This is a genomic window from Catenovulum agarivorans DS-2 (assembly GCF_000568405.1).
Classification (GTDB): domain Bacteria; phylum Pseudomonadota; class Gammaproteobacteria; order Enterobacterales; family Alteromonadaceae; genus Catenovulum; species Catenovulum agarivorans_A.
On record NZ_ARZY01000022.1, the window covers coordinates 25,067 to 50,233 of the forward strand.

General features: G+C 40.6%; 18 protein-coding genes and 1 pseudogene. 7 read left to right on the top strand and 12 right to left on the bottom strand.

Annotated features, from left to right (window positions below; translation table 11 throughout):
- Window positions 1-73: 73 nt before the first annotated feature.
- Window positions 74-2,035 carry a methyl-accepting chemotaxis protein gene (locus tag DS2_RS11940; protein WP_035015041.1) on the bottom strand — a complete coding sequence of 654 codons (1,962 nt, stop codon included), beginning with the start codon at window positions 2,033-2,035 and terminating at the stop codon, window positions 74-76.
- A 221-nt stretch (window positions 2,036-2,256) separates the two neighbouring features.
- Here DS2_RS11940 and DS2_RS11945 point away from each other — a divergent pair, with 221 nt between their 5' ends.
- From DS2_RS11945 to ppx, 3 genes are all read left to right on the top strand, one after another.
- Entirely contained in the window at window positions 2,257-2,769 is a 513-nt protein-coding gene (locus DS2_RS11945) for a glycine cleavage system protein R (protein WP_035015042.1), read from the top strand.
- A 90-nt stretch (window positions 2,770-2,859) separates the two neighbouring features.
- Window positions 2,860-4,926, top strand: coding sequence for a polyphosphate kinase 1 (ppk1, locus tag DS2_RS11950; protein ID WP_035015043.1), 2,067 nt, complete (start codon window positions 2,860-2,862; stop codon window positions 4,924-4,926).
- 20 nt (window positions 4,927-4,946) lie between these two features.
- Window positions 4,947-6,449, top strand: coding sequence for an exopolyphosphatase (ppx, locus tag DS2_RS11955; RefSeq protein WP_035015045.1), 1,503 nt, complete (start codon window positions 4,947-4,949; stop codon window positions 6,447-6,449).
- An 8-nt stretch (window positions 6,450-6,457) separates the two neighbouring features.
- Here ppx and phoR read toward each other — a convergent pair whose 3' ends face one another.
- From phoR to DS2_RS11980, 5 genes are all read right to left on the bottom strand, one after another.
- Window positions 6,458-7,804: a phosphate regulon sensor histidine kinase PhoR gene (gene phoR, locus DS2_RS11960; RefSeq protein ID WP_035015046.1), complete on the bottom strand. Its 1,347-nt coding sequence runs from the start codon at window positions 7,802-7,804 to the stop codon at window positions 6,458-6,460.
- A 3-nt stretch (window positions 7,805-7,807) separates the two neighbouring features.
- Entirely contained in the window at window positions 7,808-8,497 is a 690-nt protein-coding gene (gene phoB, locus DS2_RS11965) for a phosphate regulon transcriptional regulator PhoB (RefSeq protein ID WP_035015079.1), read from the bottom strand.
- Between the two features lie 222 nt (window positions 8,498-8,719).
- Entirely contained in the window at window positions 8,720-10,216 is a 1,497-nt protein-coding gene (gene der / locus DS2_RS11970; RefSeq protein ID WP_035015047.1) for a ribosome biogenesis GTPase Der, read from the bottom strand.
- Window positions 10,217-10,349: 133 nt separating this feature from the next.
- On the bottom strand, window positions 10,350-11,084 hold the full coding sequence (locus tag DS2_RS11975; RefSeq protein ID WP_035015048.1) for a UDP-2,3-diacylglucosamine diphosphatase: 735 nt from the start codon (window positions 11,082-11,084) through the stop codon (window positions 10,350-10,352).
- Between the two features lie 90 nt (window positions 11,085-11,174).
- A complete protein-coding gene (locus tag DS2_RS11980) occupies window positions 11,175-11,669 on the bottom strand; it encodes a peptidylprolyl isomerase (protein ID WP_035015049.1) in 495 nt (164 codons plus the stop codon).
- A gap of 161 nt (window positions 11,670-11,830) precedes the next feature.
- Between DS2_RS11980 and cysS the strand changes: the two genes are divergently transcribed.
- Window positions 11,831-13,222 (top strand): cysteine--tRNA ligase, encoded by a 1,392-nt coding sequence (cysS, locus tag DS2_RS11985; protein ID WP_035015050.1) that lies wholly within the window; start codon window positions 11,831-11,833, stop codon window positions 13,220-13,222.
- A 5-nt stretch (window positions 13,223-13,227) separates the two neighbouring features.
- Here cysS and DS2_RS11990 read toward each other — a convergent pair whose 3' ends face one another.
- Window positions 13,228-14,121: a LysR family transcriptional regulator gene (locus tag DS2_RS11990; RefSeq protein WP_035015051.1), complete on the bottom strand. Its 894-nt coding sequence runs from the start codon at window positions 14,119-14,121 to the stop codon at window positions 13,228-13,230.
- Window positions 14,122-14,214: 93 nt separating this feature from the next.
- Between DS2_RS11990 and DS2_RS11995 the strand changes: the two genes are divergently transcribed.
- The gene (locus DS2_RS11995; protein ID WP_035015052.1) at window positions 14,215-14,943 is read left to right on the top strand and encodes an NAD(P)-binding oxidoreductase; all 729 of its coding nucleotides are present in this window, start codon (window positions 14,215-14,217) and stop codon (window positions 14,941-14,943) included.
- Window positions 14,944-14,970: 27 nt separating this feature from the next.
- Window positions 14,971-15,459, top strand: coding sequence for an AAA family ATPase (locus tag DS2_RS12000; RefSeq protein WP_035015053.1), 489 nt, complete (start codon window positions 14,971-14,973; stop codon window positions 15,457-15,459).
- Between the two features lie 22 nt (window positions 15,460-15,481).
- Here DS2_RS12000 and DS2_RS12005 read toward each other — a convergent pair whose 3' ends face one another.
- On the bottom strand, window positions 15,482-15,949 hold the full coding sequence (locus DS2_RS12005; protein ID WP_235188593.1) for a GNAT family N-acetyltransferase: 468 nt from the start codon (window positions 15,947-15,949) through the stop codon (window positions 15,482-15,484).
- Between the two features lie 176 nt (window positions 15,950-16,125).
- On the opposite strand from DS2_RS12005, the pseudogene DS2_RS20295 reads away from it, so the two are divergent.
- Window positions 16,126-16,311 (top strand): annotated as a pseudogene (locus DS2_RS20295) (transposase); the annotation flags it as partial.
- 919 nt (window positions 16,312-17,230) lie between these two features.
- Here the strand turns inward: DS2_RS20295 and DS2_RS20860 are convergent.
- The 4 genes from DS2_RS20860 to DS2_RS19940 all read right to left on the bottom strand — a co-directional run bounded on the left by DS2_RS20860 (window position 17,231) and on the right by DS2_RS19940 (window position 25,085).
- Complete coding sequence (locus tag DS2_RS20860) at window positions 17,231-18,145, bottom strand: hypothetical protein (RefSeq protein WP_235188594.1); 915 nt, start codon at window positions 18,143-18,145, stop codon at window positions 17,231-17,233.
- A gap of 65 nt (window positions 18,146-18,210) precedes the next feature.
- On the bottom strand, window positions 18,211-18,756 hold the full coding sequence (locus DS2_RS12020; protein ID WP_035015055.1) for a hypothetical protein: 546 nt from the start codon (window positions 18,754-18,756) through the stop codon (window positions 18,211-18,213).
- A 272-nt stretch (window positions 18,757-19,028) separates the two neighbouring features.
- Window positions 19,029-21,155, bottom strand: a complete 2,127-nt coding sequence (locus tag DS2_RS20725) for a hypothetical protein (RefSeq protein ID WP_200870142.1) — start codon at window positions 21,153-21,155, stop codon at window positions 19,029-19,031.
- Window positions 21,156-21,230: 75 nt separating this feature from the next.
- The gene (locus DS2_RS19940) at window positions 21,231-25,085 is read right to left on the bottom strand and encodes a glycosyl hydrolase family 28-related protein (protein ID WP_051479833.1); all 3,855 of its coding nucleotides are present in this window, start codon (window positions 25,083-25,085) and stop codon (window positions 21,231-21,233) included.
- Between the last annotated feature and the right edge of the window lie 82 nt (window positions 25,086-25,167).

Consider the following 25,167-nt stretch of genomic DNA (forward strand, 5'->3'; position numbering starts at 1 on the left):
GGATTCTACACTAAATCACAGCTATGTGACCAAGTTTCCATAAATTTTCTCGACATAAATCATAACCGTGCATCTAGTAAGCCATCTGTATGTCATTATTGCTCGCAAGCGTCTTCATTATGTTTGATGCTTGCAGCTGAGTACTTTGGCTGACTTTATTGGTTTTTTCTCGGGTCTGCTCTATCTGCAATTGAACTTGAGCAATCGCTTTTTCAAACGCATCAATATGCTGTAGCTGGTCGCTTGCGTTGTGGACACTCTGCAGGGCTGCACTGGCAGATTCTTGCGCTTGTGCTCTAACCACTTGGGCATTTTCGTAAAGATCTATCGCGGTCTGTTTTTGGTCACTCGACAAACTGTCTATTTGTTTAACCACATCGACCAGTTCATCAGATGATGAACGCAGCAGTTCTAATATAGAAGAAATATCAGATAAAGATTCTTGCGTGCGCTGAGACAGATTGCGAACTTCATCCGCAACCACGGCAAACCCTCGGCCATGCTCACCAGCTCTTGCGGCTTCAATTGCGGCATTTAACGCCAATAAATTAGTTTGCTCAGCAACACTGCCGATGGTGTCGACAATCGTGCTCGCTTTGTCTACCGAGTTCAGTAACAACTCAACAGACTTGTAACTTGTTTGTGTTGCACTAAAAATTTTCTCGGCGCTGTCGGTCACCAAATTAATTTTCTTGTTACTGTCGGCGATAAAGGTCTCAGTTTGTTGTGCATTTTTTTGCACTGTCTCAGCACCGGTATAAACTTCTTGAGCTAAGTCAACTAGTTCTTTCATTATGTGTAATTGACCTTGCATCTTGCCGTGAACTTCACCCGTTTTCGATTCAATATCTTTGCTCTCATGTACTAGGCCATCAAGCGTATTGGAGATTTGCGACAAGGTCTGGTTTTTGTTTTCGTTTTCTTGTTCAATTTGATCTATCAATTGATTAAAACATTGAGCCACTTGGTCTATTTCAGTGTTGCTTTTCGAAACAATCAAACGCTCAACTTCACCAGTGGTAACCAAACGACGAAAACTCTTGCGTAATTTGCGCACTGGTTTAACTATCCAAGCATATTGAAATACCATCAGTACAATCGCCACCAGCATTAGCACAATGGCAGCGCTGTACAATACAGTTTTGGTTTGGCTGTCGACTTGGTGTTGATGATCGAGCAACGCCGATTCTAAACGCAGGTAATCTGCCTCAAAATTTTCAACCTGGCGACGCAAGTCTTGGTATGAGTTTTCAACAAGTCTTAATGAGTTTTGCGTATTGGCAACTTCTTTTGGGTAGCGGTTGATCAGGTTTCGAATTGAAGCAATCACTTCATCACCGACTTCATCGTCCGCCACTTCAAGGCCTAATGAAAATTCGTACTCTTCCTCTTCTGATTCTGGATAAATCTCAAAGCGAGGCAATTGATTGAGCTGCTCAGCAACAGACTTAATTTCTTCAACTTTGCTGTATAGTAAATTTGCATCTGAGCCGCCGTCAGCGCCAAATGTGCGCTCTCGACGATAAGATAATTCGGCAACAAGATTTGCCAATTCAATTGACAACGGATAATACTGGTTTGCAAGTTCGCCGCGTGTTGAAGCACCTTCATTGATATACTCAGCTAAACTTTGGCTATCTGACTGTAAGCTTTTTTCCGCAAACTGCAGCAGCGCTTCACTATTGGCCCCAAGCTTACCTGCGGCCCGAACATCTTCTTCAATAAACTGAACCAACTGTTCGATTTGACCAACCAAAGCATTATAAGAAGGATTGCTGCTGTTGCGCAGTGTTGTACCGATTGCTTGCAACGTTTCTTTCGAGGCACTCAACTCTAAAGAGTCGCTGGTCATTAAATAACGATTGACTTGATTCTTGAATATTTGAGTAAGCTGATTCTTAGTCTTTTGGTATTCAGCTAGGTCCTGTTTAACCTGTTGTTGTTGAACATTAGACCAAATTAAAAGAGAAATAAGCCCTAACCCAATTAATATCAGTACAACAGAGGAAAGAATAGAAAAACGCGAAATGTTCATTGCAACTTAAATATGTCAATATCTTTGAGCGTCAAGCTAACAGCTTTTGATGACATTTTTGTTACAGCTGTCATATTTGTTGTTTTTCCGCACGCCCTCATTCAATATGTAACGAAAACCACCAGCAAGGGTAAACAAGTCTTGGGGTCGGTTGATCTTTGTAAGATCTGTACCCTATACTGACAATTAACCAGCAAGCAACTGATATAGCGATTATTTTTATGCAAAACCAACTTATTATTTCGATTATTTCCGCTGACAAGCCAGGCATCATTGAATTGCTATCTAAAACCATAAGAGCAAACCATGGTAACTGGTTGGGCAGTAATTTTTGCCGTTTATCAGGCCAATTCGCAGGTATTGTTGAAATAGGTGTTGTACATGAACATCAACAAAACCTAATTGCAGCAATCAAAAACTTAACGCAACACAATATCCAATTGCACATTGCCGAAGGCACCAAAGATAAAGAGCAACAATGTAAGTTAGCCACATTAACCGTTGTTGGCAACGACAAGGCTGGCATAATAAATCAAATTTCAACTCGGCTTGCTGAACATCAAGTTAATTTACTTAACTTAAAATCAAGTTGTGAAAGCGCCCCTAATTGGGGAAGCTTGCTATTTAAAGCTGAAGCCACTTTGGAGCTACCTACCAATATCGATATTGACGACATTCAAGAGGCGCTTGAAGACATAGCTAACGACCTAGTGGTTGAGATTAACCTTGAATAATCTATGAATTAAATATGACAACTGTAATATTAATGTCATAGATAAATTATCTAATGACTTTAGATCAGTATAATAAAGAACTCTAATTTCATGGCAAAAGACAAATTATTTGTTGAAAAAGAACTCAGCTGGCTTTCTTTTAACGAGCGAGTTCTTCAAGAAGCTGCAGACAAAACCGTTCCTGTTGTTGAACGCGTGCGCTTTTTAGGTATATTTTCCAATAATCAGGATGAGTTTTTTAGAGTGCGCGTAGCAGATGTTCGACGCAGATCTTTGCTTGAAAAAGAACACAATGATGAACGCGCCACTAAATTACTCGCGAACATTCAAGAAAAGGTTATTGCACTTCAAACTAAATTTGACGCTATATACAAAGAAGTTGTACGTGAACTAGCTCGACATAAAATATATTTTGTTGACCATACTAATTTATCCAAGTTTCACGATGAGTGGTTAACCAATTTTTTTCAACAGCAAGTCATTAAACATGTTAGGCCGCTTATACCGTCTAAAACACGTAAATTGATCGATTTAATCGAAGACAACACAACTTACTTTGCAGTACAAATGATTAAAGGCGACTCAGTCGAGTATGCTGTTGTTGAAGTACCAACAAATGAAGTCTCACGCTTTATTTTGCTGCCGCCAGAAAAAAGTAAAGTCAAAAAAGAAGTCATTCTGCTAGACGACGTCATGCTGCACAATTTGTCAGCCATTTTCAGAGGTTTTTTCGAATTTGACGAAATCAATGCCTATAGCTTCAAAATGACCCGAGATGCCGAGTATTACGTCGAAGATGAAATCGATCAAAGCTTGGTTGAGCAAATGTCAGAAAGTTTAAAACAGCGCTTCACAGCCGATCCTACTCGCGTTGTTTACGACCGAGACATGCCAAGTGCAATGCTGAAGTTTTTAAAGAAACATCTACAAATATCTGATACCAACGAAGCGCTGCTACCTGGTGGTAAATACAGAAACTTTAAAGACTTTATTGGCTTTCCAAATTTTGGCAGAAAATACCTAGAAAACCCCAAACTACCTGCGCTGTTTAATGCACAGTTTTCCTCCTTTGATAGCGCATTTGAAGCGATCCGCCATCAAGATATATTGTTATATTATCCGTACCATACATTTGATCACTTTACTGAGTTGGTCAGACAAGCTGCGTTTGACCCAGCCGTTACCAGTATTCGTTTAAACATTTATCGAGTAGCAAAAAATTCCCGCATCATCCACTCGTTAATTGACGCGGTAAAAAATGGTAAAAACGTTCACGTTGTGGTGGAGCTGAAAGCACGTTTTGACGAAGAAAATAACATCGAGTGGTCGCGAGTAATGACGGACGCTGGCATTCGCGTTTCTTTTGGCATTCCAACCTTAAAAATTCACTCTAAACTGTGTCTCATTCATCGCAAAGAAGGCGATGTCATCAATAGATATGCGCACTTAGGCACAGGTAATTTCCACGAAAAAACCGCCAAAATATACACTGATTTTAGTTTATTTACCTGTCATCCAGAAATTACCCGCGAAGTTGAAAACGTATTTGATTTCATAGAGTACAGCTACAAGCGCTACAAGTTTTACCATTTACTGGTGTCGCCAATTAATACACGTCTGTCTATTACACAAATGATAGACCAAGAAATTCAAAACGCCCGCTCTGGCCAACCAAGCGGTATCGCAGTTAAAGTAAACAACTTGGTGGATGAGCCTATAATCCAAAAACTTTACGAAGCAAGTCAGGCTGGTGTAAAAATCCGCTTAATAATTCGTGGCATGTGTAGCTTGGTGCCCGGTATAAAAGGTGTCAGTGAAAACATTAAAATTATCAGCATTGTCGATCGATTTTTAGAGCACCCAAGGGTAATGGTGTTTGAAAATGGTGGTGACAAAAAAGTATATATTTCATCTGCTGACTGGATGACTCGCAACATTGAGCATAGAATTGAAGTAACTTGTCCAATTTACGACGAAAAGTTAAAACAAAGAATCGTTGACATTTTTGAATTACAATTCAAAGATACAACTAAAGCACGTGTTATCGATGCAGAGCAGAAAAACGACTACGTCCCGCGTGGTAACCGTAAAAAACTACGCTCACAAGTTGAAACATATAATTATATTAAAAAGTTAGAGGAAAACTATATTCCCTAACCTATTTAGAAGGTCTATTTATGAATCAAGCCTCAACAAATGAACGTGAAGTAATAGCCGCGTTAGATATAGGCTCAAACAGTTTTCATTTGATTGTGGCTCGCATTGTCGATGGCTCTTTACAAACCCTGCACAAAGTTAAACAGAGAGTTAGACTCGCGCAGGGATTGTCTGCCGATGGTACCCTGAACCAAGCGGCAATTGATCGAGCCAAAGACACCCTCAAACAAATGGCGCAAACGCTGCAAGATGTTCCTGAATCAAACGTGCGAGTAGTTGCCACCTATACCCTGCGTAAAGCCAAAAACGTCCAAGATTTTCTTAACCAAGTCGAAAGTGTTTTTCCCTACCCGATTGAAATCATTCCAGGCAAAGAAGAAGCGCGTTTAATCTACCAAGGTATCGCACATACTGTCGCTGGAGATGACAATAGACTTGTGGTTGATATTGGTGGTGGTAGTACCGAATTTATTATAGGCCACCATTTTACACCGCTTAAACTCAACTCCAGATCTATGGGGTGTGTGAGTTTTACCGAACAATACTTTCCGCAAGGTAAAATTACCGAACGTCACTTTCAAAAAGCAATACTGGCAGCAGAGCAAGAGCTTGAGCATATTGCCGATGAATACAAAGCTGTAGGTTGGAAGCAAGCACATGGCACTTCAGGTACCATCAAGGCGATAAGAGAAGCCATCATCCAAAATGGCTGGAGTGACGGTGATATTCACGCAAAACACTTAGAAAAACTAAAACAAACACTGATTACATTTGAAAATATTAACAACATTAATATTCCAGGCGTGAGCGAGCACCGCCGACCCGTTTTAGCAGGCGGTCTAGCAGTGTTAATTGCCGCATTTGACAGTTTAAATATCCGTAGTATGCGTTACGAAGATGCAGCACTGCGCGAAGGTGTACTGTACGAAATGGAAGATAGATTTCAACACGAAGATATCAGAGAACGTACAGTGGAAAGCCTTAGTCAAAGATATGCAATAGACACACAGCAAGCGGCACGAGTGCATACTTCGGCAAATTATATATTTGAACAAGTTGCCAATGAGTGGCAGCTCAACAAAAAGGATTTTCAACAACTATTAGGTTGGGCTGCGCAATTGCACGAAGTTGGATTACACATTCATTCAACCGGTTACCATAAACACAGTGCATACATTCTAGAACATACTGATATGCCAGGGTTTAATGTTGAGCAACAACAGGCAGTCGCGACCCTAGTCCGTTACCATAGAAAAAAATTAAAACCGACTGAATTAACAAACTTTAATTACTACAAAACGCAGAAAATCTTACGCTTGGTCCGTATTTTACGTATTGCAACTATGCTTAATTTACGTCGTATTGAAGGGTATTTGCCTAAATATAAAGTCGCTGTGACCAACGAAGCTTTATCGATTGATTTTCCAAAAGCATTTTTACAACAACACCCTCTACTAGAAGCTGATTTGATGACAGAAGCAACCATGCAAACAGATGCTGGTTTCGAGTTTACATTTAGCTAGGCGGGTATTTACGCAATCTGCTGAGATTTTCGAGCTCGTCGTTGGCGGGCAACGACTAATTCTGACGGGAAGCTAAACGAAAAACAGCTTCCTTCATCCACCTTGCTCTGAATTTCAAGTTGGCTATTGTGATGGGCCAATACATGTTTGACAATTGATAAACCTAAACCAGATCCACCTGTAGTACGCGAGCGAGCTTTATCAACTCGGTAGAAACGCTCAGTCAATCGTGATAAATGTTGTGGTTCAATACCGTCACCATCGTCAGTCACACTGAATACAGCACAACCACTACGTTTAAACCATTTAACGTCTATAATACCACCCGCGGGTGTGTAACGAATGGCATTTTTAACTAAATTGGTAAAGGCACTGCGCAGTTCATCCTCTATCCCATGCATCAGTAAATCATGATCGATGTCAAACCGAATAGTATGATTCACTTGTACATTCAACTGTTCAGCTTCTTTTTCAATAACCAACATTATCGCTGGTACATCAACAATGTGATCGTAAATATTTTCTTGATTTGCTTCAATGCGAGACAATACCAATAGCTGATTGACTAAACTGAACATACGTTCACACTGCTCAGACATCATCCCAACGGCTTTAGTGTTGGGCACAGCTTGGGCCATATCAGGATCTTGCATCATTTCTAAATATCCCTGCAACACGGTCAATGGCGTGCGCAGTTCATGCGAAACATTAGCAATAAAGTCTTTGCGCATTTGATTTAAACGCTGAGTTTGTGTGACATCTCGACCCAAAATTAGAACCTGCCCCAATGCATAAGGCACCATTCTAATTTCGATAATGCTATCGCGTTCAACAGGTGACGGGATCAAAATATAATCGCCCGTCGACTCCTTGTCTTTGGCGTGTTGGCCGAAATGCTCAATAAAAGCGGGATAACGAATAAGGTTGGTTATCAGCAGGCCTGAATCTTCAGGCCATTTAAGCCCAAACACAAACAATGCAAGCTTGTTACACCAGATTATTTGCCCAGTATCTTCAACCACAACAGCAGCATCTGGTAGGGCTTCGGCACCGTCCCTAAAGCGTTTTAACACCTGACCCAACTCTTTTCGGCGTTGGCGGTTTTTTCTTTGTAGTCGATATATCCCATCAAATATTTCAGACCATAAGCCATTACTTGACGGTGGGTATAGATTCTTCTTTGAGGTCAACCAATCATTGAGTCGGTTTAGATTGTAGGTATACCAAACCAGCAAAGAAAGTAATAAAAGAACAACACATACCGCGATTTCATCAATTAGATATCCTATCAAAACAGCAACCGACAACAGCAAGATAAATCGACTAATAGCTCTAATGTATTGTTCTTGGATCATATATTAAACTTTTGCTGAGAATCGGTAGCCCGCACCACGTACGGTTTGGATCATTTTGTCATGTCCATGCAACGAAATCGCTTTACGCAAACGACGAATGTGTACGTCAACGGTGCGATCTTCTACATAAACGTTGGTCCCCCAAACGTGATCAAGCAATTGCTCTCGACTGTATACACGCTCTGGGTGTGACATGAAAAAATGCAGCAATTTAAACTCAGTTGGCCCCATATCTAGGCCTTCTTCATTTGCAGTCACTCTGTGCGATACAGGATCGAGCTTAAGCCCTTGAACCTGAATCATTTCTTCAACACTCGTTGGTGCTGAGCGACGCATTACAGCTTTAATCCGCGCTAATAATTCTTTTGGTGAAAAAGGCTTAGTCATATAGTCGTCGGCGCCAACTTCTAAACCACGAATTTTATCTTCTTCTTCACCACGCGCTGTTAGCATAATAATTGGAATTTGGCGAGTGTATTCATTTTGTTTCAGCTGTTTAGCTAATTGAATACCACTACCACCTGGTAACATCCAATCTAAAAGGATTAAGTCTGGGTAAGGCTCAACAATTTTTTCAATCGCTTCGCCAAAAGTTTCTGCTTCTAAGGTGTAATAACCTTTTTGCTCTAAAGCAAATACCAACATATCGCGAATTGGCATTTCGTCTTCAACAACAAGTATACGGCTTGACATATTTTTGGTTCTCATCTTACTGTCCACTGTAATTGATTATCTTGCTTTAATTTGACATTTTTATGAACGTCATGCCAAATATAAGACAAATTTGCAATATTTTTGTCACCCAGAAACTTTAAAGCCATTCCAACCCCTAGAATTACATGACTTTTTAATCGATTAAGCAAAAACACGATTATTACACCAAAACTCATACCGTCACATACTTGTAATAATAGGCTATTTTTTCCCTTTGTAGTACTTCATCATGCGACGACGGTTTCGAACTTGGCTTAGTGTTAATTTATTTCTTCGACCCGCATATGGATTACCACCTTCTCTAAATTCGATTCGAATTGGCGTCCCCATCATATCTAACGCTTTGCGGTAATAGTTCATTAAATAACGTTTGTATGAATCTGGTAGGTCATCTACTTGATTACCATGGATTACGATAATCGGCGGGTTATGTCCACCTGCGTGAGCATATTTTAGTTTAACGCGGCGACCTTTTACTAATGGCGGCTGATGGTCATCTTGCGCAGCTTCCATAATACGTGTCAACAATGCTGTAGATAATTTGCGTGTCGCTGATTCAAATGCTTCTGTTACAGATTCAAATAAATGGCCAACACCCGTACCGTGTAAAGCAGAAATAAAATGTAAACGGGCAAAATCTAAAAAGCCTAAACGACGATCAATTTCAGACTTAATGCGGTCTTTAACATCTGTATCTAGACCGTCCCATTTATTAACAGCTAACACAATTGAACGACCTGCATTCAGGGTAAAGCCTAATAAACTTAGATCTTGGTCACTCAAGCCTTCACGTGCATCAATTACAATTAACACAACATGCGCATCTTCGATTGCTTTTAGTGTTTTAATAACCGAGAATTTTTCAACTGTTTCATTGACCTTTTTACGACGACGCACACCAGCTGTATCTATTAATACATATTCTTGGCCATCGCGTTCCATAGGGATATAAATACTGTCACGCGTTGTCCCGGGCATGTCATAAACTATTACCCTGTCTTCGCCTAAAATACGATTGGTTAGGGTTGATTTACCCACATTCGGTTTACCAACAATAGCTAACTTAATTTTGTCGGCATATTCATCTGGCGCTTGTTCTTCAGCTTCCGCTTCTTGTGCTCTTTCTTTTGCTAATAAAGCTTCGTAGTCAAGGTCATCTGTATCATCAACTTCTGCTTCTTGCTCAACGACTGCATCAGGAAATTCAGCTAAAATGGGTTCGAAGGTTAAATCTAACAATGCACTAACACCACGCCCATGCGCAGCAGCTATTTGATACACAGGCCCTAGTGCTAAACTGTAAAATTCCGCAGTTGCAGAATCAGCGTCAATGCCGTCAGTTTTATTCGCAACTAAATAAACTGGTTTAGTCAATCGGCGTAAATGGTCCGCCAGTAATTGGTCAGCAGCACATACACCATCACGAGCATCAACCAAAAACATGACAATATCAGCTTCTTCTATTGCCTGCATAGACTGTTGAGCCATTTCAGCATCTATGCCTTGCTCGTCGCCAGTAATACCGCCAGTGTCAATTACGATAAATTGATAACGACCATACGCAGCTTGGCCATATTGCCTATCTCGAGTTAAACCTGGAAAGTTCGCCACTAACGCATCGCGACTACGTGTAAAACGGTTGAATAAGGTTGATTTACCAACATTCGGTCTGCCCACAAGAGCTACCACTGGCATCATAATTTTGTACTCCACTTAAGTGCGTTAACGACGGCTGCTAGCATAAAGGGGACTGACTAAACCCTAACTCGGCGCTAGCGGGCGCGGATTATAACACAGCTTTCTTAAAGCTTAATGCTTTATGTTAATACGACTAACTTGTAACTAATGGAAAAGAATTCAGTAAAAAGCCATCTTGATTCACTTCCAATACACTGCCCTGTGTATACCAGTCGCCCAACACAATGCGCGTGCCTCTGTGCAACCTTCGTGCATTTCTATGGATATTCGGTCTATGGGTATGACCATGTATCATTAAATCCACTTGGTAGGCATCCATCAGTTGACTAACCGCAGTTTGCGTTACATCCAAAATTTGCATATCCATCACTTGCTGCTGTTTATGTTTACTTTGCTCACGCCCTTTAGCAAAAATATTAAAACGCATTTTTAGCGGCAAACATAAGAACACAAATTGCACAAACTTATTACGGACAATTTTTCTAAACTTCTGATAACCTTCATCCTGCGTGCACAAGCTGTCACCATGTAAAATCACCACACGCTGGTTATTCAATTCAATCACACTGGGTTCTTCTAGAAGCATAACGCCCGTTTCCCGCGCAAACCTTTGACCAATCAAAAAATCGCGGTTGCCATGAATAAAGTATATTGGGCAAATATTGTGGCTCGTATTTTTTAATGCAGACTTTATTGGCAAGAGCCACGAAGAGGGGTCATCATCTCCCACCCAATACTCAAAGAAATCACCCAAAATATATAAAGCGGTCGTTTGTTCACTTAATGACTGAATAAAGTCGAGAAACGCTTGGGTAATATCGGGCCGACTTTCACTTAAATGCAAATCAGCAATAAAAAATACAGACATCAAATTAGGCTATGGTTGAGGTTTTCAAGATTGAGGTTGGATTTGCTGTAACAAGCGACAACAAATCCAAATAATTCAGCCAGCAGAAAATTATTCTTCTACTTTAGTCGCTGTAATCACGATATCTTCAACAGGAACATCTTGATGCATACCATGATTACCTGTTTTAACTTCTTTGATTTTGTTAACTACATCCATGCCTTCAACAACTTCACCAAATACACAATAGCCCCACCCGTCCATCGACTCACCGCGGAAATCTAAAAAGGTGTTGTCAGCGACATTGATAAAAAATTGTGCAGTTGCTGAGTGCGGGTCCATCGTACGTGCCATTGCAAGCGTACCCACTTTATTACTGACACCATTGTTCGCTTCATTCTTGATTGGCGCACGTGTTTGTTTTTCAGCCATACCTGCTTCCATACCGCCGCCTTGGATCATAAAACCATTAATCACTCGATGGAAAATAGTATTGTTGTAAAAACCATCTTTAGCGTACTGAAGAAAATTTGCTGCGGTTTCTGGTGCTTTGTCAGTTAAAAGATTAATTTTAATGTCACCAAAATTCGTCGTAAAAGTAATCATAATAAATATCTCAATGTGTTGGGATAAAAGATTATTCTATTGTATACCCAGAAGGCCAAGGTATAAAACAAAAACAAAAGTTTTAACTTTTTCGGCAACAACAGGTAAAATGCCGCCTCAATTTAGATTGTTAACCTCTAAAACGGATAATTAAACGACCTATGATACAGATATATAATACGCTCAGTCGCGAAAAACAAACCTTCACACCAATTACTCCAGGAAAAATTGGTTTATATGTCTGCGGCGTAACTGTATATGATCTGTGCCACATTGGTCATGCCCGAACCTACTTAGCCTTCGACAATATGGTGCGCTATTTTCGCTTCAAGGGTTTTGATGTCAATTATGTGCGCAATATTACCGATGTTGACGATAAAATTATTGCAAGAGCATTAGAGAATGGTGAATCTTGTGCCGACTTAACCGAACGAACAATAGCAGACATGCATCAAGATTTTGATGCACTTAATTTATTGCGCCCTGACGTTGAACCACGCGTTACGGCTCATATGCAAGATGTGATCGCTATGGTCGAAAGGTTAATTGAAAAACAACACGCATATGTTGCCGAAAATGGCGATGTGATGTTTGATGTTGCCAGCTACCCAGATTACGGCAAGCTAAGCAAACAAGACTTAAGCCAATTGCAAGCGGGAGCTCGCGTTGAGTTAGACAATAATAAACGCAACCCACTCGACTTCGTATTATGGAAAATGGCTAAATCAGGCGAGCCAAGTTGGTCGTCACCTTGGGGTGAAGGTCGTCCAGGCTGGCATATTGAATGTTCAGCAATGAACAGCCAAGTATTAGGCGCCCATTTCGACATTCACGGTGGCGGCTCTGACTTAGCGTTTCCACACCATGAAAACGAAATTGCGCAGTCGTGCTGCGCACTTGATACGCCATACGTTAACTACTGGATGCACTCTGGTATGGTTCAAGTTGACCAAGTAAAAATGAGTAAATCATTGGGTAACTTTTTTACTATACGTGATGTGCTAGAAAAATATTCTGGCGAAACCGTTCGTTACTTCTTGGTTTCTGGCCATTATCGCAGCCAATTAAATTATTCAGATGAGAACTTAAATCAAGCGCATGCAGCATTAGAGCGTTTATATACTGCTCTGCGTGGTTTAGATGCACAAGCAACCACCGAACTTGATTTACAAGATGAAAAAGTTGCCGCTTTCTGCCAAGCAATGGACGATGACTTTAATACGCCCGTTGCATTGTCTGTATTGTTTGAATTGGCGAAAGAAATTAACGCGATAAAAAATACAGACACTACAGCCGCCAAAGCCAAAGCTCAAGTGCTGGTTAGCCTTGCCAATTTATTAGGTATTTTGCAGCAATCACCTGAAGATTTCTTCAAAGGCGGTGTAGATGCTCAAGATGATGAAGTTGCTGAAATCGAAGCACTCATCGAACAAAGACTACAAGCCAGGAAAGACAAGAACTGGGCGCTTGCCGATGAAGCGCGTGACAAATTAACCGCGATGGGCATTGTATTGGAAGACGGACCATCAGGAACTCAGTGGCGTCGAAAATAACCAAACTACGGCGCACAGTACATTTGTGCAATTAAATCAAATACTCTGCGCACTCTTAAACTAGTGCGCAGTTCTTGATGGCATACTAACCATACGTCCAATGTCATTATCGGCCCCATATCTGCAAATGCTTTAACCAGCTCAGTTTCCCGTTGAGCTATATCTTCCGGCATAAACATTAGTCCTAGCCCTTGTTTGCATAACTCCAATTGCAAAGGTTGAAATGAACTAACCAAGGCAAAATTTTTTGCACTGAGTGACCAGCCCTGGGCATTAAGAATATCGATAACTGTAGTCGAACTATCAAAGCCGATAATCTGAATATCCGTTAACTGAGCCAACTTATCAAACCGCGCAAACTGCTGGAGATAATCGGCGGTTCCATATAACCAAATAACTTCTTCGGTGAGCTTTTTAACAATTAAATCAGGCTGTTTTGGACAAAAACTTCGAATGGCGATATCAGCTTCACGTTTTTTCAAGTCACTCGACTCATTGGTGACGACAACTTCAATATGTATACCCGGCTCGGCCGTTCGAATTTTTGCAAGTATTTTTGGTAATACATGGGTTGCCGTTAGCTCACTAACTGATAAGGTCACTGTCCCTTCAAGTTGCTGTGACTGCCCGGTTGCTGCCAATGAAAGATTAAAAGCTTGATCGCCCATGGCTCTAGCATGTTGTAACAATTCAACGCCACTAGCAGTGAGAACTAACCGCTGGCCAACACGCTCAAACAGTTTGACCTTAAGTCCTGATTCTAATGCCTGAATTTGCCGACTTAACGTAGGTTGCGTTAAACCCAAAACGTGAGCCGCAGCTGACAGCGAGCCTTCTTCGGCCGTTGCTAAAAACGAGCGTATATGATTCCAGTCAAACTTTATGGCATTCCAATTCATACGTTTTTGTATACCTAACATGCATTTTTAAGCGTATTAATTACATTATTGTATAGGTAAAGTATCCGAAGTAAACAATATAGAGAGACGAATATGACCACATTAGTTGTTGGTGCAAGCGGGGCGACCGGCAGATTAGTCGTAGAAAAATTGTTGGCTGACGGTGAAGCAGTTCGAATTATCGTTCGCTCAACAGAGTATCTACCAAACAAACTAAAAACGCACCCTAAGTTAAGCATCACACAAGCAAGTTTGCTTGATTTAACCGATAAAGAATTACAGTCACAAGTACTGGGTTGCCGAGCAATCGTTTGTTGCCTAGGACACAACATGACTTTAAAAGGTATATACGGTCAGCCACGTAAATTGGTTACAGACGCGGTAGCACGCTTGTGCACAGCAATAGAACGCTGTGACAAAAGCAATCACGACCATACAACAAAATTTATCCTAATGAGCTCATCTGGCGTGCAAAACCCGCAAACAAACGAAAAAGTGCCACTATCTCAAAAAATTGCGGTCAAGCTGATTCGCTGCTTAGTGCCGCCCCATAAAGATAATGAAACGGCTGCTGAGTATTTACAATCAAATTACCCAGACCACCAAGATACAATAGAATGGGTTGCAGTTCGTCCTGATTCACTCACAAATGAAATTAAAGCCAGTGCGTACGATGTATCGCCAACGCCCGTGCGAAATGTTATTTTTGATGCTGGCGCTAGCAGCAGAATTAATGTAGCGTATTTTATCGCGTCATTAGTTAACCAAGCAGACCTTTGGAACCACTGGAAAATGCGCATGCCGGTCATCTATAACCGCTAAATCTATAAATGTGAATGGAGAATTCTTTTGAATAAAATTATCATTTTTGGCAACTCTGGCTCTGGCAAATCAACGCTTGCTAAACGCTTGTCCAATTTACATGGCCTAGCAAATTTAGATTTAGACACAATTGCTTGGTTAGATACAAACCCGCCACAGCGTATGCCATTGGAGCAATCAGTTAAAGTTATCGATGATTTTTTACAGCAAAATACCCATTGGGTTATTGAAGGCTGCTACGCTGATTTACTTGAATATGTAGCGCCGAAAGCCAGCAAGCTGATATTTTTGAATTTACCCGTTAATATGTGTATTGATAATGCTAAAAAGCGCCCGTGGGAGCCACATAAATACCCGAGCAAACAAGCACAAGACCAAAATTTATCCATGCTAATTGATTGGATAAAACAATATCCAACACGTAATGATACATTTTCGCAAAAAGCACACGAAAAACTATATCAAGAGTTTGAAGGCCATAAAGAAATTCTGGCCGAAAATGCTAGGTTGGAATAAGCCTAGGTGAATCCCAACGTGGTTAAACTTCGGTGCTCATAAGTTTGTTGCTGCCTGAAAAACCAAACTTTTCATACAAACCATGTGCGTCGTCTGTCACTAAAAACTGAAATTTAGTGCGCCAGCGAGCATCACAATGGATAATTTCAAACATCCATTTTCCAATGCCTGCTCCACGATGATCTGGATGAATGATTAAATCTGCGATATAAGCGACTGACGCAAAATCTGTGACCACTCTGGCAAATCCAACCTGTACATTTTGATAGAAAAGACCAAAACACACGCTGTTATCAATGGATTGCTTAATTGTGTCTACAGGTCTTTCCTTGGCCCAATAAGACAACCTTAAAAGCGCTACGACTTGATCAAACTGAATGTCAGTTCGGTCATCGCTCAAACGATAATTTCCATTTTTATAATTCATATTTTTCTCATGTAACAATAGATGCTTTGTGCCAAAAGCAGAAACTGGTTTATCAATTTTCAATGTCAGCTAACTGACGACAAGCTAACATTCAAACAACTCAAATTTTGCATCAGTAGTAGGTCTGGTAAGCCAGAGGCACACCTGACAATGTCATTATAAGCCAAAGGCTCACTTGGGTAATCGCCACTGCCCTGTCTGTCTGCACCAAACAACACTGGTACTGCCTGCTGGGGCGTTCAACGCAAAAACTCAGCGATAAAATAAAAACCAAAAGAGACAGCCCACAAGTTCGACGAGAATATAGTAAACGGCAGGGCTGGATTGAACCTGTATTTGACAATATTACCAAAAATAAAGGGATGGATTACTTCACTTTACGCGGAAAAACTAAAGTAAATGCACAGTGGCAAATGTATTGTTGAGTTCACAACATCGAAAAACTTAGAAATAGCCTGCAATGAGGCCAAAAATGCGCCTTTAAGCAAAATAATGCCAATTAGTGGTCATCATTTCATTCTGAACGGATAAACCATCTTAAATATGCGTGAAAAATGAATAAGATAAAAGTGATAAAAATCAGGTAAGAATATGTGTGTTTTACAGCATAAGTAACTCAAAAAATGAGTAATTCTACAGCCTAAACGCCCTGTTAATGGGCTTAGTAAGCTTGGCTAAACTTTGCGACGAAGGAGCGTAAGCCAAGCGTGATACGTCCTTTTAAGCAACTTGTTATATTTCGGGAGGCTTTTTGAACAATATGCCATTATCTTCTAGCTCACCTAGTTTTATAGATTTCCACGTAGCCCAATAAATAACGCCATAACATAGTAACCCTATAGAAATGACTATGAAAGAAACGCCTTTTATAATATTTACTAATTCAAAATCACTCCCGCGAAAAAATGAAGCTATAAAAACAACAACGATCGTAAAACAGGACAAGTACCGCCATGTTTCAAATGAGCTTTTTAGATACAATTCATGGCTTGTTTTAATACTTTTTTTCATATTACTTCAAAGAAATATAACAGCTTATTGATCAGGATTCACAGTATCCAAATTGATTTCGAACCGTAAACCCATCAATAAAAAATAATTAATTTCAGAAACTTAATTTAATTAAAATTTATGTCAACCTCAATATTTTACTGTAGAAAGCAAGACAGTAATTAATCGTAAATCGACTGGCCTATTATGTATTTTCTTAAATTGAATAAAATCACACCCTTAGTGTAATAATTGTATAAACCGTCAGAGCTGTAATTAGAACTCGACATTACAGTGACCAAACTGAAAATCGCATTTGTACTGGATTAGATTATTTATCTATTCACCGCGTAGTTAACCAGCATCAATTTCAGCAAACAACACTTTCAGCCACCTCAAATCTTCTGGCCCTAGCTGGGCAGCTTGGTGCTTTTTGGGGTCGTTTATAATATCTGCGTATAAATGAGCTAATGCAGTTATCGTTAGCTTACGCCAACTGCCACCGTCTTCTTCACTAATAGCCAATGCAGACAAATCAAAATCAAATAAGGGGTCATGCTCTGCTTCATTAGTATTAAGCGCTAAGTTTAGTTCTTGTAATATTGGGTTGTAAATTTTCAGAGTATTGCCCGCTGCAAAATCACGCTGTACATTCGTTTTGGCTTGGTCTATTTGCGATTTTAACTGTGCTTGAGTAAGTTTTTCGCCTATTGGCCTTAGCCCATTTTTATTGAGCAAACCTGAAGCACTCGGTAGTAAAGCTTTGGCAGCTATTGAAGCGCCCAATAAAGGGTTAACTAATGCAGACAATCCACCCACCAACAAAAGCCCATAGGTTAATTTATTGTCTAATTTATCAATATCATTGGCTAATTTTTCTAAACTGCTTACCTGTCCTTGGTGTTGATTTTTCACTGTATCTTCTACTTGGGCTAGCAGTAGATGTTTTAGTTGATGCTCGCTGTGCTCATCAACAAAGTGAAATACGCGTCTTTTAGGCAGGTCGTTAATTTCTGGCACACCGTCAGGTAAACAACGCATTGTATGCAAAGCAATGCCATGTTCAGAAAGTTTATAGGGTACGACAAAATAGTGTTTTTCGTCATACTGACAGTTCGCTGATTTTTCTGCAGAAGCAATAAATGGCATACCATTTACGACCTCGGTTACTACAGATAATTTAGCGCTAATTTCTGAGACTAGCTCGGCGTAGCTTTGAGCTGTTTGCGTTTGAATAGCATTAATTTTTTGCTTGATAAAATCTTTCATGATTGACCAACCGAAACAATTAAGCGCCTGCAATAAGATACATACAAGCGCTTAATCAATTTAATTTATAGCGCGTGACCATCCACTATTTGTGTAACATTAGCTTGGCCATTTTCAACACGAGTTAAGATTTTTCTAGCAGCTTGGATGTACTTCTCTGGTACTTCCTTAGTTGCAGCTTTATCAATGGTGATTGTTTTCATGGTTTTCCATTCGGCAATTCGAGGATCGTTTGAATCAGCTACACCTAAGCTAATTGGGCCAAAACCAGACATATTAAATTTCAAGAAATACGACTTGCCTGCTTTTAATTCACCTTTGGCAACGCCCCATGAACCTTGTACATAAACCATAAATGTGTGTACCCCAGGCTCTGCTTCGTATTGGAGCAGTTCACCTGCACCTAAAGTGCCAATAAATTGGTCACCGTCCCATACTTCTACTTTTGCACCATCGCCCATAAATACCGCACGGCGAACAATATTAACCATTGCTGTATCGGGTTTAGCGTTATCTTGAAACTGCACTTGTTTCATTGCACCTAAACCAGCACAACCACTCATCATAATGGCAGCAAACAAAACTGCCACAACTTTTATGTGTTTAATCATCTAACTTTCCTTACTAAATTATTATTAATATATCCTGTCACTTTATTATTGTGTGACCACCAACTTTTGCCAAAACTGTCTACTTTGTGTGTATATGCTTACGGTCAAAAGTTGGATAAAGGTATTCTGTTCGATGGCAAAAATCAAACATAATCACGCTCGAAACACTCTCTAGAAGGTAAGTGGTTGTCCAGAGTTCTGGTTAAATAGCAAGGGCTACTTACTGCCCTTGCTGAGATGATTGGCTATAAAAACATCGCTATATTTTGTCGTTATTTATAGATAAAGCTTGATGCATCACCTCCGTTTGGTAGTTGCATATCGCCTCTATACAAAATATTCGCCCTTTTGGTTTCACTTGCGCCCAAAGCTAAGCCGTCTTGCACTATGTTGGCTTGGCTATAGTCAACACCAAAGAACCCTTCTACTGCTGATTCATCCCCTATTTCTGTAGCAGAGAGTTGCGACAAAGCCAATACGGGTGCAACTGGGAATATGTAGTACCAACGTTCACCAGATTTATCTGTCGTTTTTGCAATATCGTTACGCGATATCTGTGTAATGCTCTTATTGGTTTGCGCCGCTAAATACTCACGGTTGGACAAACTCAATAAATAAGTTGAGAGGTTGCCCACTTCTGCAACCGGTTGGTCGAATATGGTTTGGCGTAAAATTATATCGCCTTTAATCGACACATTATTGATGCGCCCTCGGGTTAAATCTCGACATTCGCGCCCTTTACAGTCGTATGACCCTTTACCGATTAACAGTGCACTGCCACTATCAATTGCTTCAACATTTTCGACACTAATATCTTTCATTATTTTACTGTGGGTTTTCAGCCAAACTGCAGTAAAGCCTTTTGTCAGTTTAATGTTAGATATTTTAATTTTATTGGCTGATGAATAATAAGGTCCAGAACGGTTTACTTTATCATTGGTTGTACCATTGCCAGCTTCTATGCGCACACCAACACCGTGAACGGCTTCAATATTGTCTATTTCCACCCAGTCGCCACCATATACCTGAACCGCACCATAACCAGTATGCACATTAATGGCTTTGATGTTTTTAATACTGCCTTTGATTGGTGTGCGACCATAGGTTGGATTGCGCTGTATAGCAAACATATCTGGGACTATATTGCCATCGTCGTCAATAAAATCACCATTGCTGTTGGTTGCTAGTGGAATATTTATTGGATTCATTGGGTTGTTTGCGCCGCCTTGATTGTCGTATCTATCTTGTAAAAACACAGGCTTTGAACCAAAACGCCAGGCGAATGCACCGTCTTTATTATCGTGGTCGGCTGCCAATTGCACTGATACGTTTTCTGTATAGTTGTCTTGAATCACCACGTTAGAAACAGCAAAGTTGCGCGCATAACCAATTGCAAAAGAAACAGCTCGGGTTAGGTTGACTAAACCACCACCGTTGCCACCAGTCATATTGCCATATTCAATTGGGTTATTGGTGGTTGCATCAATGGTGAAACTGCGGCTTGGGTCGGTTGAGGTTATTTCAACATTTTCCACGCGCTCGTCCAACAAATTGCCTGGGCCATTACTGCGGCCAATACTAAACAATATGTTTCTATTCACATTGCTGGTTTCTTTGTTGCCGCGCATTTCCAAAACAACTTCTGGCTCTATTTCAATGCGCACATTGGCGGGTACTGGAATATGTGCAAGGCTAAATCTGTTATTCGCTGTGCCTGTAGTTGCATCTGTGTTTTGTGCAACTCGCAGTATTACTACACCACCATTTTCTTCTTTACGTGCGCGGTTTAATGCACCGCTCACTCTTGCACTGTCGTCGGTATCGGCAGTAAAAGTGTGCTCTGCATATACAATTTCTGGTTCGTCATCAAATACCTTATTTTCAAAAAAACCAACTTCTTCACCTTGATAGGCTGAAAAATCTGTATCCATTGGCCGCTCATCAGCGGGCGGTGTTGGTGTTGGTGTTGGTGTTGGTGTTGGTGTTGGTGTTGGTGTTGGTGTTGGTGTTGGTGTTGGTGTTGGTGTTGGTGTTGGTGTTGGTGTTGGTGTTGGTGTTGGTGTTGGTGTTGGTGTTGGTGTTGGTGTTGGTGTTGGTGTTGGTGTTGGTGTTGGTGTTGGTGTTGGTGTTGGTGTTGGTGTTGGTGTTGGTGTTGGTGTTGGTGTTGGTGTTGGTGTTGGTGTTGGTGTTGGTGTTGGTGTTGGTGTTGGTGTTGGTGTTGGTGTTGGTGTTGGTGTTGGTGTTGGTGTTGGTGTTGGTGTTGGTGTTGGTGTTGGTGTTGGTGTTGGTGTTGGTGTTTCAACACCAGTATTGTCGTCGGCATTTGTTGTGTCAACATCGCTACCACATGCCGTTAATAACGTAGCTGCAACTAAATAAGCTAAATATTTTTTAGACATAAATTACTTCTTAATTTTTAAATCGAAGGAAGAGCGATTGTTACAACAACCGCTCTTTAAGCTGAATGAAGTGACTTACCAGCGACTATCTGGGCAAGCTTGCATACCGTAGTAATTACACACTCGAGATGTGGCGGTATCACCATTAACGAAATCTAGTTTAGGTGTTGCAAAATCAACCATATTTAAATTGTAAATATTGATATTGAAGTTGTAATCAACACCCAATTTATTTTCATCAAGCACACCACCAATTGACGGACCAATATAAATTTGCCCTTGTCGTGACCATTGCTCGTTTGTTGGTAAACAAACATTGGCACAGGTTTGGTTAGTGGTTGTGAAATAATCTAACTGATCTTGTTTTAAGTGCGCATCAATACCATTAATGGCTGTTACGTTGTACACGTGCGATTCAGCAAACCAACCTGGTTTTAAACCGTATCTTCGGTGCGCTTCATCTAAACAGGCTTTAGTTGGGGTAATACGTGATGCCCATTGGTTGTTGCCACGCGCGTATGGTTGCTGAGCACAACCTTCACCTATTTCTGCATTAACAGCATCTCTCCAACTTTGGCGTGTATGCGTTTCACCAGCAGGACTAAACAATTCGACAAAGCCGCCGTCTACACGTACAGCAAAACCACAACCATTAGACACAACACCATTAACCTGAACCGAACCATTTTGTTGGAAATGTGGCCCAAACATCACAGGAGATAAACAATCTGTACCGCGAATATCTTCTGCAAATATGTTGCGAATCCCCCCTTTGCCATAGTCTTTCATGGTCAGGTTATCGGTTTCCATACGTAAGGTGATACCACCTTCACTATGTAAGTTGCGGAATAAGATATTGTCTGCACCGTACATTTGTACTAAACCATAACCAAACAATGAATTGCTCTGGTCAATGTTTTCGATAATGCCGTTCACAGGCCAGAAAATATCATTATCGCGTTCAACAATCCCGACTAGGAAAGATGCAAAAATGGTTTTGTTATCTTCAATTTTGAAGTTAGAGAACTTAAAGTTTTCAATATCACCCATTTTGAATACCGCAGTTCTTTCGTTTGGTGCATCGCGTAAATCAACTGTAAAACCATTGCCTAAACCAACTAAGCTGAAGTTTTCTGCTTTGCTTTGGTTGCCCATTTCAAACATCCACACGTTATAGCCACCACCTGGTGTAATGTGGAATACTGCACCTTCGTCAACTTCTAAATGTACGTTTGAACGCATATGCAAACTTCTAAAGTAGTAATGGCCAGCAGGCATATACAGTTTACCACCGTTTTGCTCGGCACTGATTTGGTCTAATGCTAACTGCATAGACGCAGTATCATCTTCAGTATCCGTGTTATTAACCGCAAAGTCAGTTACGGCATTTTTCTCAACACCATATTGAGTTGGAGGAATATAAAAATCAGTATCCACTACAGGTAAAGGTGTTGGACGAGGGTTACTTGTGTAAGTGCCGCTACCATCATGTAAACCATAGTCGTGCTCTGGCTCTTCGTTAACAATAGCGCCGCTGCGTGCAAGTGCGTTATCACCAGTTAATACATAATCGTCAATAATAACTTTGTCGCCTACTTCCAAACCACCAAAGAAGAACGAAGGTAATACATCTACTATGTCGCTGCCATTGGTTAAAATCCAACTATCAGGAATCGAGAATGATTGAGCGTTAGTATTAGCGTCAACAAAAGTCACCTCGACCCAATTTTCAAAATCAGCCGAATTAATACTTGCTGTATAGTCTGCGGTTACCGCTTTAGCAGCTTCAACTTTACCAAATTTACCGCCATCCAATGTGACGTTCCAAGGCAATAAATGATGTTTAATCGTTACCGGCTCGGTACCAAGATTACCCTCACCCTTTTCAACTTTTATTAGCAAGGTCACAGATTGAATTTCAGTTTCAATTTTACCGCCGCCAAATGCTTGGCTCCATGGGTTGGCATTGCCCCATTTGTGCCATAACAATGACTGGTTATCTATGTTGGTTGCAGCATTGCTGTCTGTATAAGAAATTGCATTGCTGTTTTGATACCCACTGCCTTCTTCAAGACCAATGGTGCCGAAACCTGCTAAAACAAAACCCCAACCGCCATTTTGTGCAACGGTTGCATCATTAAAATCATATTCGATGGTGAAGTCAGTTGGAATAGGCAGTGGTTCGCCTACTTCGGTTAACACTTCATAATCGTCAAGGTAGATTTTGTCACCAACTTCAGTGTTGCCGAATTTAAATTCAGGGTAGATATTTAAATCGCCATTGTTATAACCAAACCAAGTTGAAGGAATAATAAACTGATTTGACTCTTGGTCTTGTAATTCTAGATTAATCTCAACCCAACCGGTTGAACCCGCTGGCACTACACCTACATATTTAGGCGCTGCAGCAACGGCCGCAGGATAGTTATTGCGCTTATTACCACTGACTAAACCATAAGGTAATAAGTAGTGAATAACTTCAATGTCTTTTTCTGTTGTGAGCTCTGTTTTAACCCAAACTTTGACACTTTTAATAATATGTCCATGATTAGCAAACCTCGCGGTGAATTCGCTGTCACGCCATTTTTGTAAATAAATACCGTTTTGTTCTGGATTAACATTAACGCTGGTATCTGTATATGAAAGTGCTGCACCACTGCGGCCTAACCCATCTTCAAATGCCATAGCTCCACGATCAATTACGCTATAAATCCAACCTTGACTACCTTGGTTTTCTGCCACTTCATTGCTGTCAAAACTGTAGTTAAACACCAATTGGTCGCCTAGATTATATTCAGGTTCTTCAACCCCGCTGTTGTTGCCACTTCCGCCAGTGTCGTCGCCAGTATTTCCATCAGAGCCACCGCCTGTACCAGTGTCATCTTCTACTGGCTCACAGCACGCATTTTCTAGTGGCGCGCCAATTTTATAGTTATCAACATATACTTTGTCGCCTATCTCTAAACCATCAAATAAAAATTGTGGATATACCTGAATGTCAGATTCACCATCGTAGTGAACCCAAGTTTCAGGAATGGTGAATTGTTTTAAGCCTGTTTTAGTATCAACAAACTCAACTTGTACCCAAGTATTATTGGCTGATGCTGGAATAACCATTTCATATTGCGGGCCTAAGTCGATACCCGCATTTATAGTTGGGCCTTTTTTGTCGTCAATTACAGGAAAAGGCACTAGGTTGTGGCGCACAGTTACATTGCCTGCCACCGCTTTTTCAACTTTAACCCACAGTGAAACAGACTCTAAGGTTTCGCCATATGCTGTCGCTAGTGCATCAGTCCATGGGTTAATATTTTTTTTATTGGTACGGTTATTAAATCGAATACCATTTTGTGTAATGTTGGTATTAGTGCTGGTATCCGTGTATGAAAATGCAGCACTACCATCAGCGCCAGCAGTGTCTTCAAATGCCATCACACCACGATTTCTGGTGGGGTAAACCCAACCTTCCCAGTTGTTATTTTCTGTTTGAATATCTTCGATAGAATTAAAATCGTAACCAAAGCTAAACACTTCGGGTTCAGCTAATACGTATTGTTGTAATTCTGCGTTATAAGAAAATGCGGCACGTTTCATTGCGAAGTTGATTTGCAATGAATCGGTTATCTTGTTTAGGTTGAAATAAGGTTGATTACTGGCGGTTAAGCCGTCTGCGTCTAATACATTGTGGCTTGAATCAGTTACAACTATACGCAACTGCTCTGACAATTCGGTATTTTCAGGTACTGATACAGTATTAAAAGTATAATAACCAACCCGGCGTTTAGTATATCGAGCACTTTGTTCAATAGTTGCTGAGTCTACCGTTACCCAAGAACCATCCTCTTGAGCATAAGCATAATTTACCGAACCGCAAGCAAGTGTTAGCGCAGCAAATTTTGCTAATTTAGGGATTAAATTGGATATACCCATTTATCCTCTCCAAATTTTAATAAGTTGTGTTTTCAACAATGTGGCGATTGTTAAATGTGTTTGATTAGAAAATGCGCTGTGG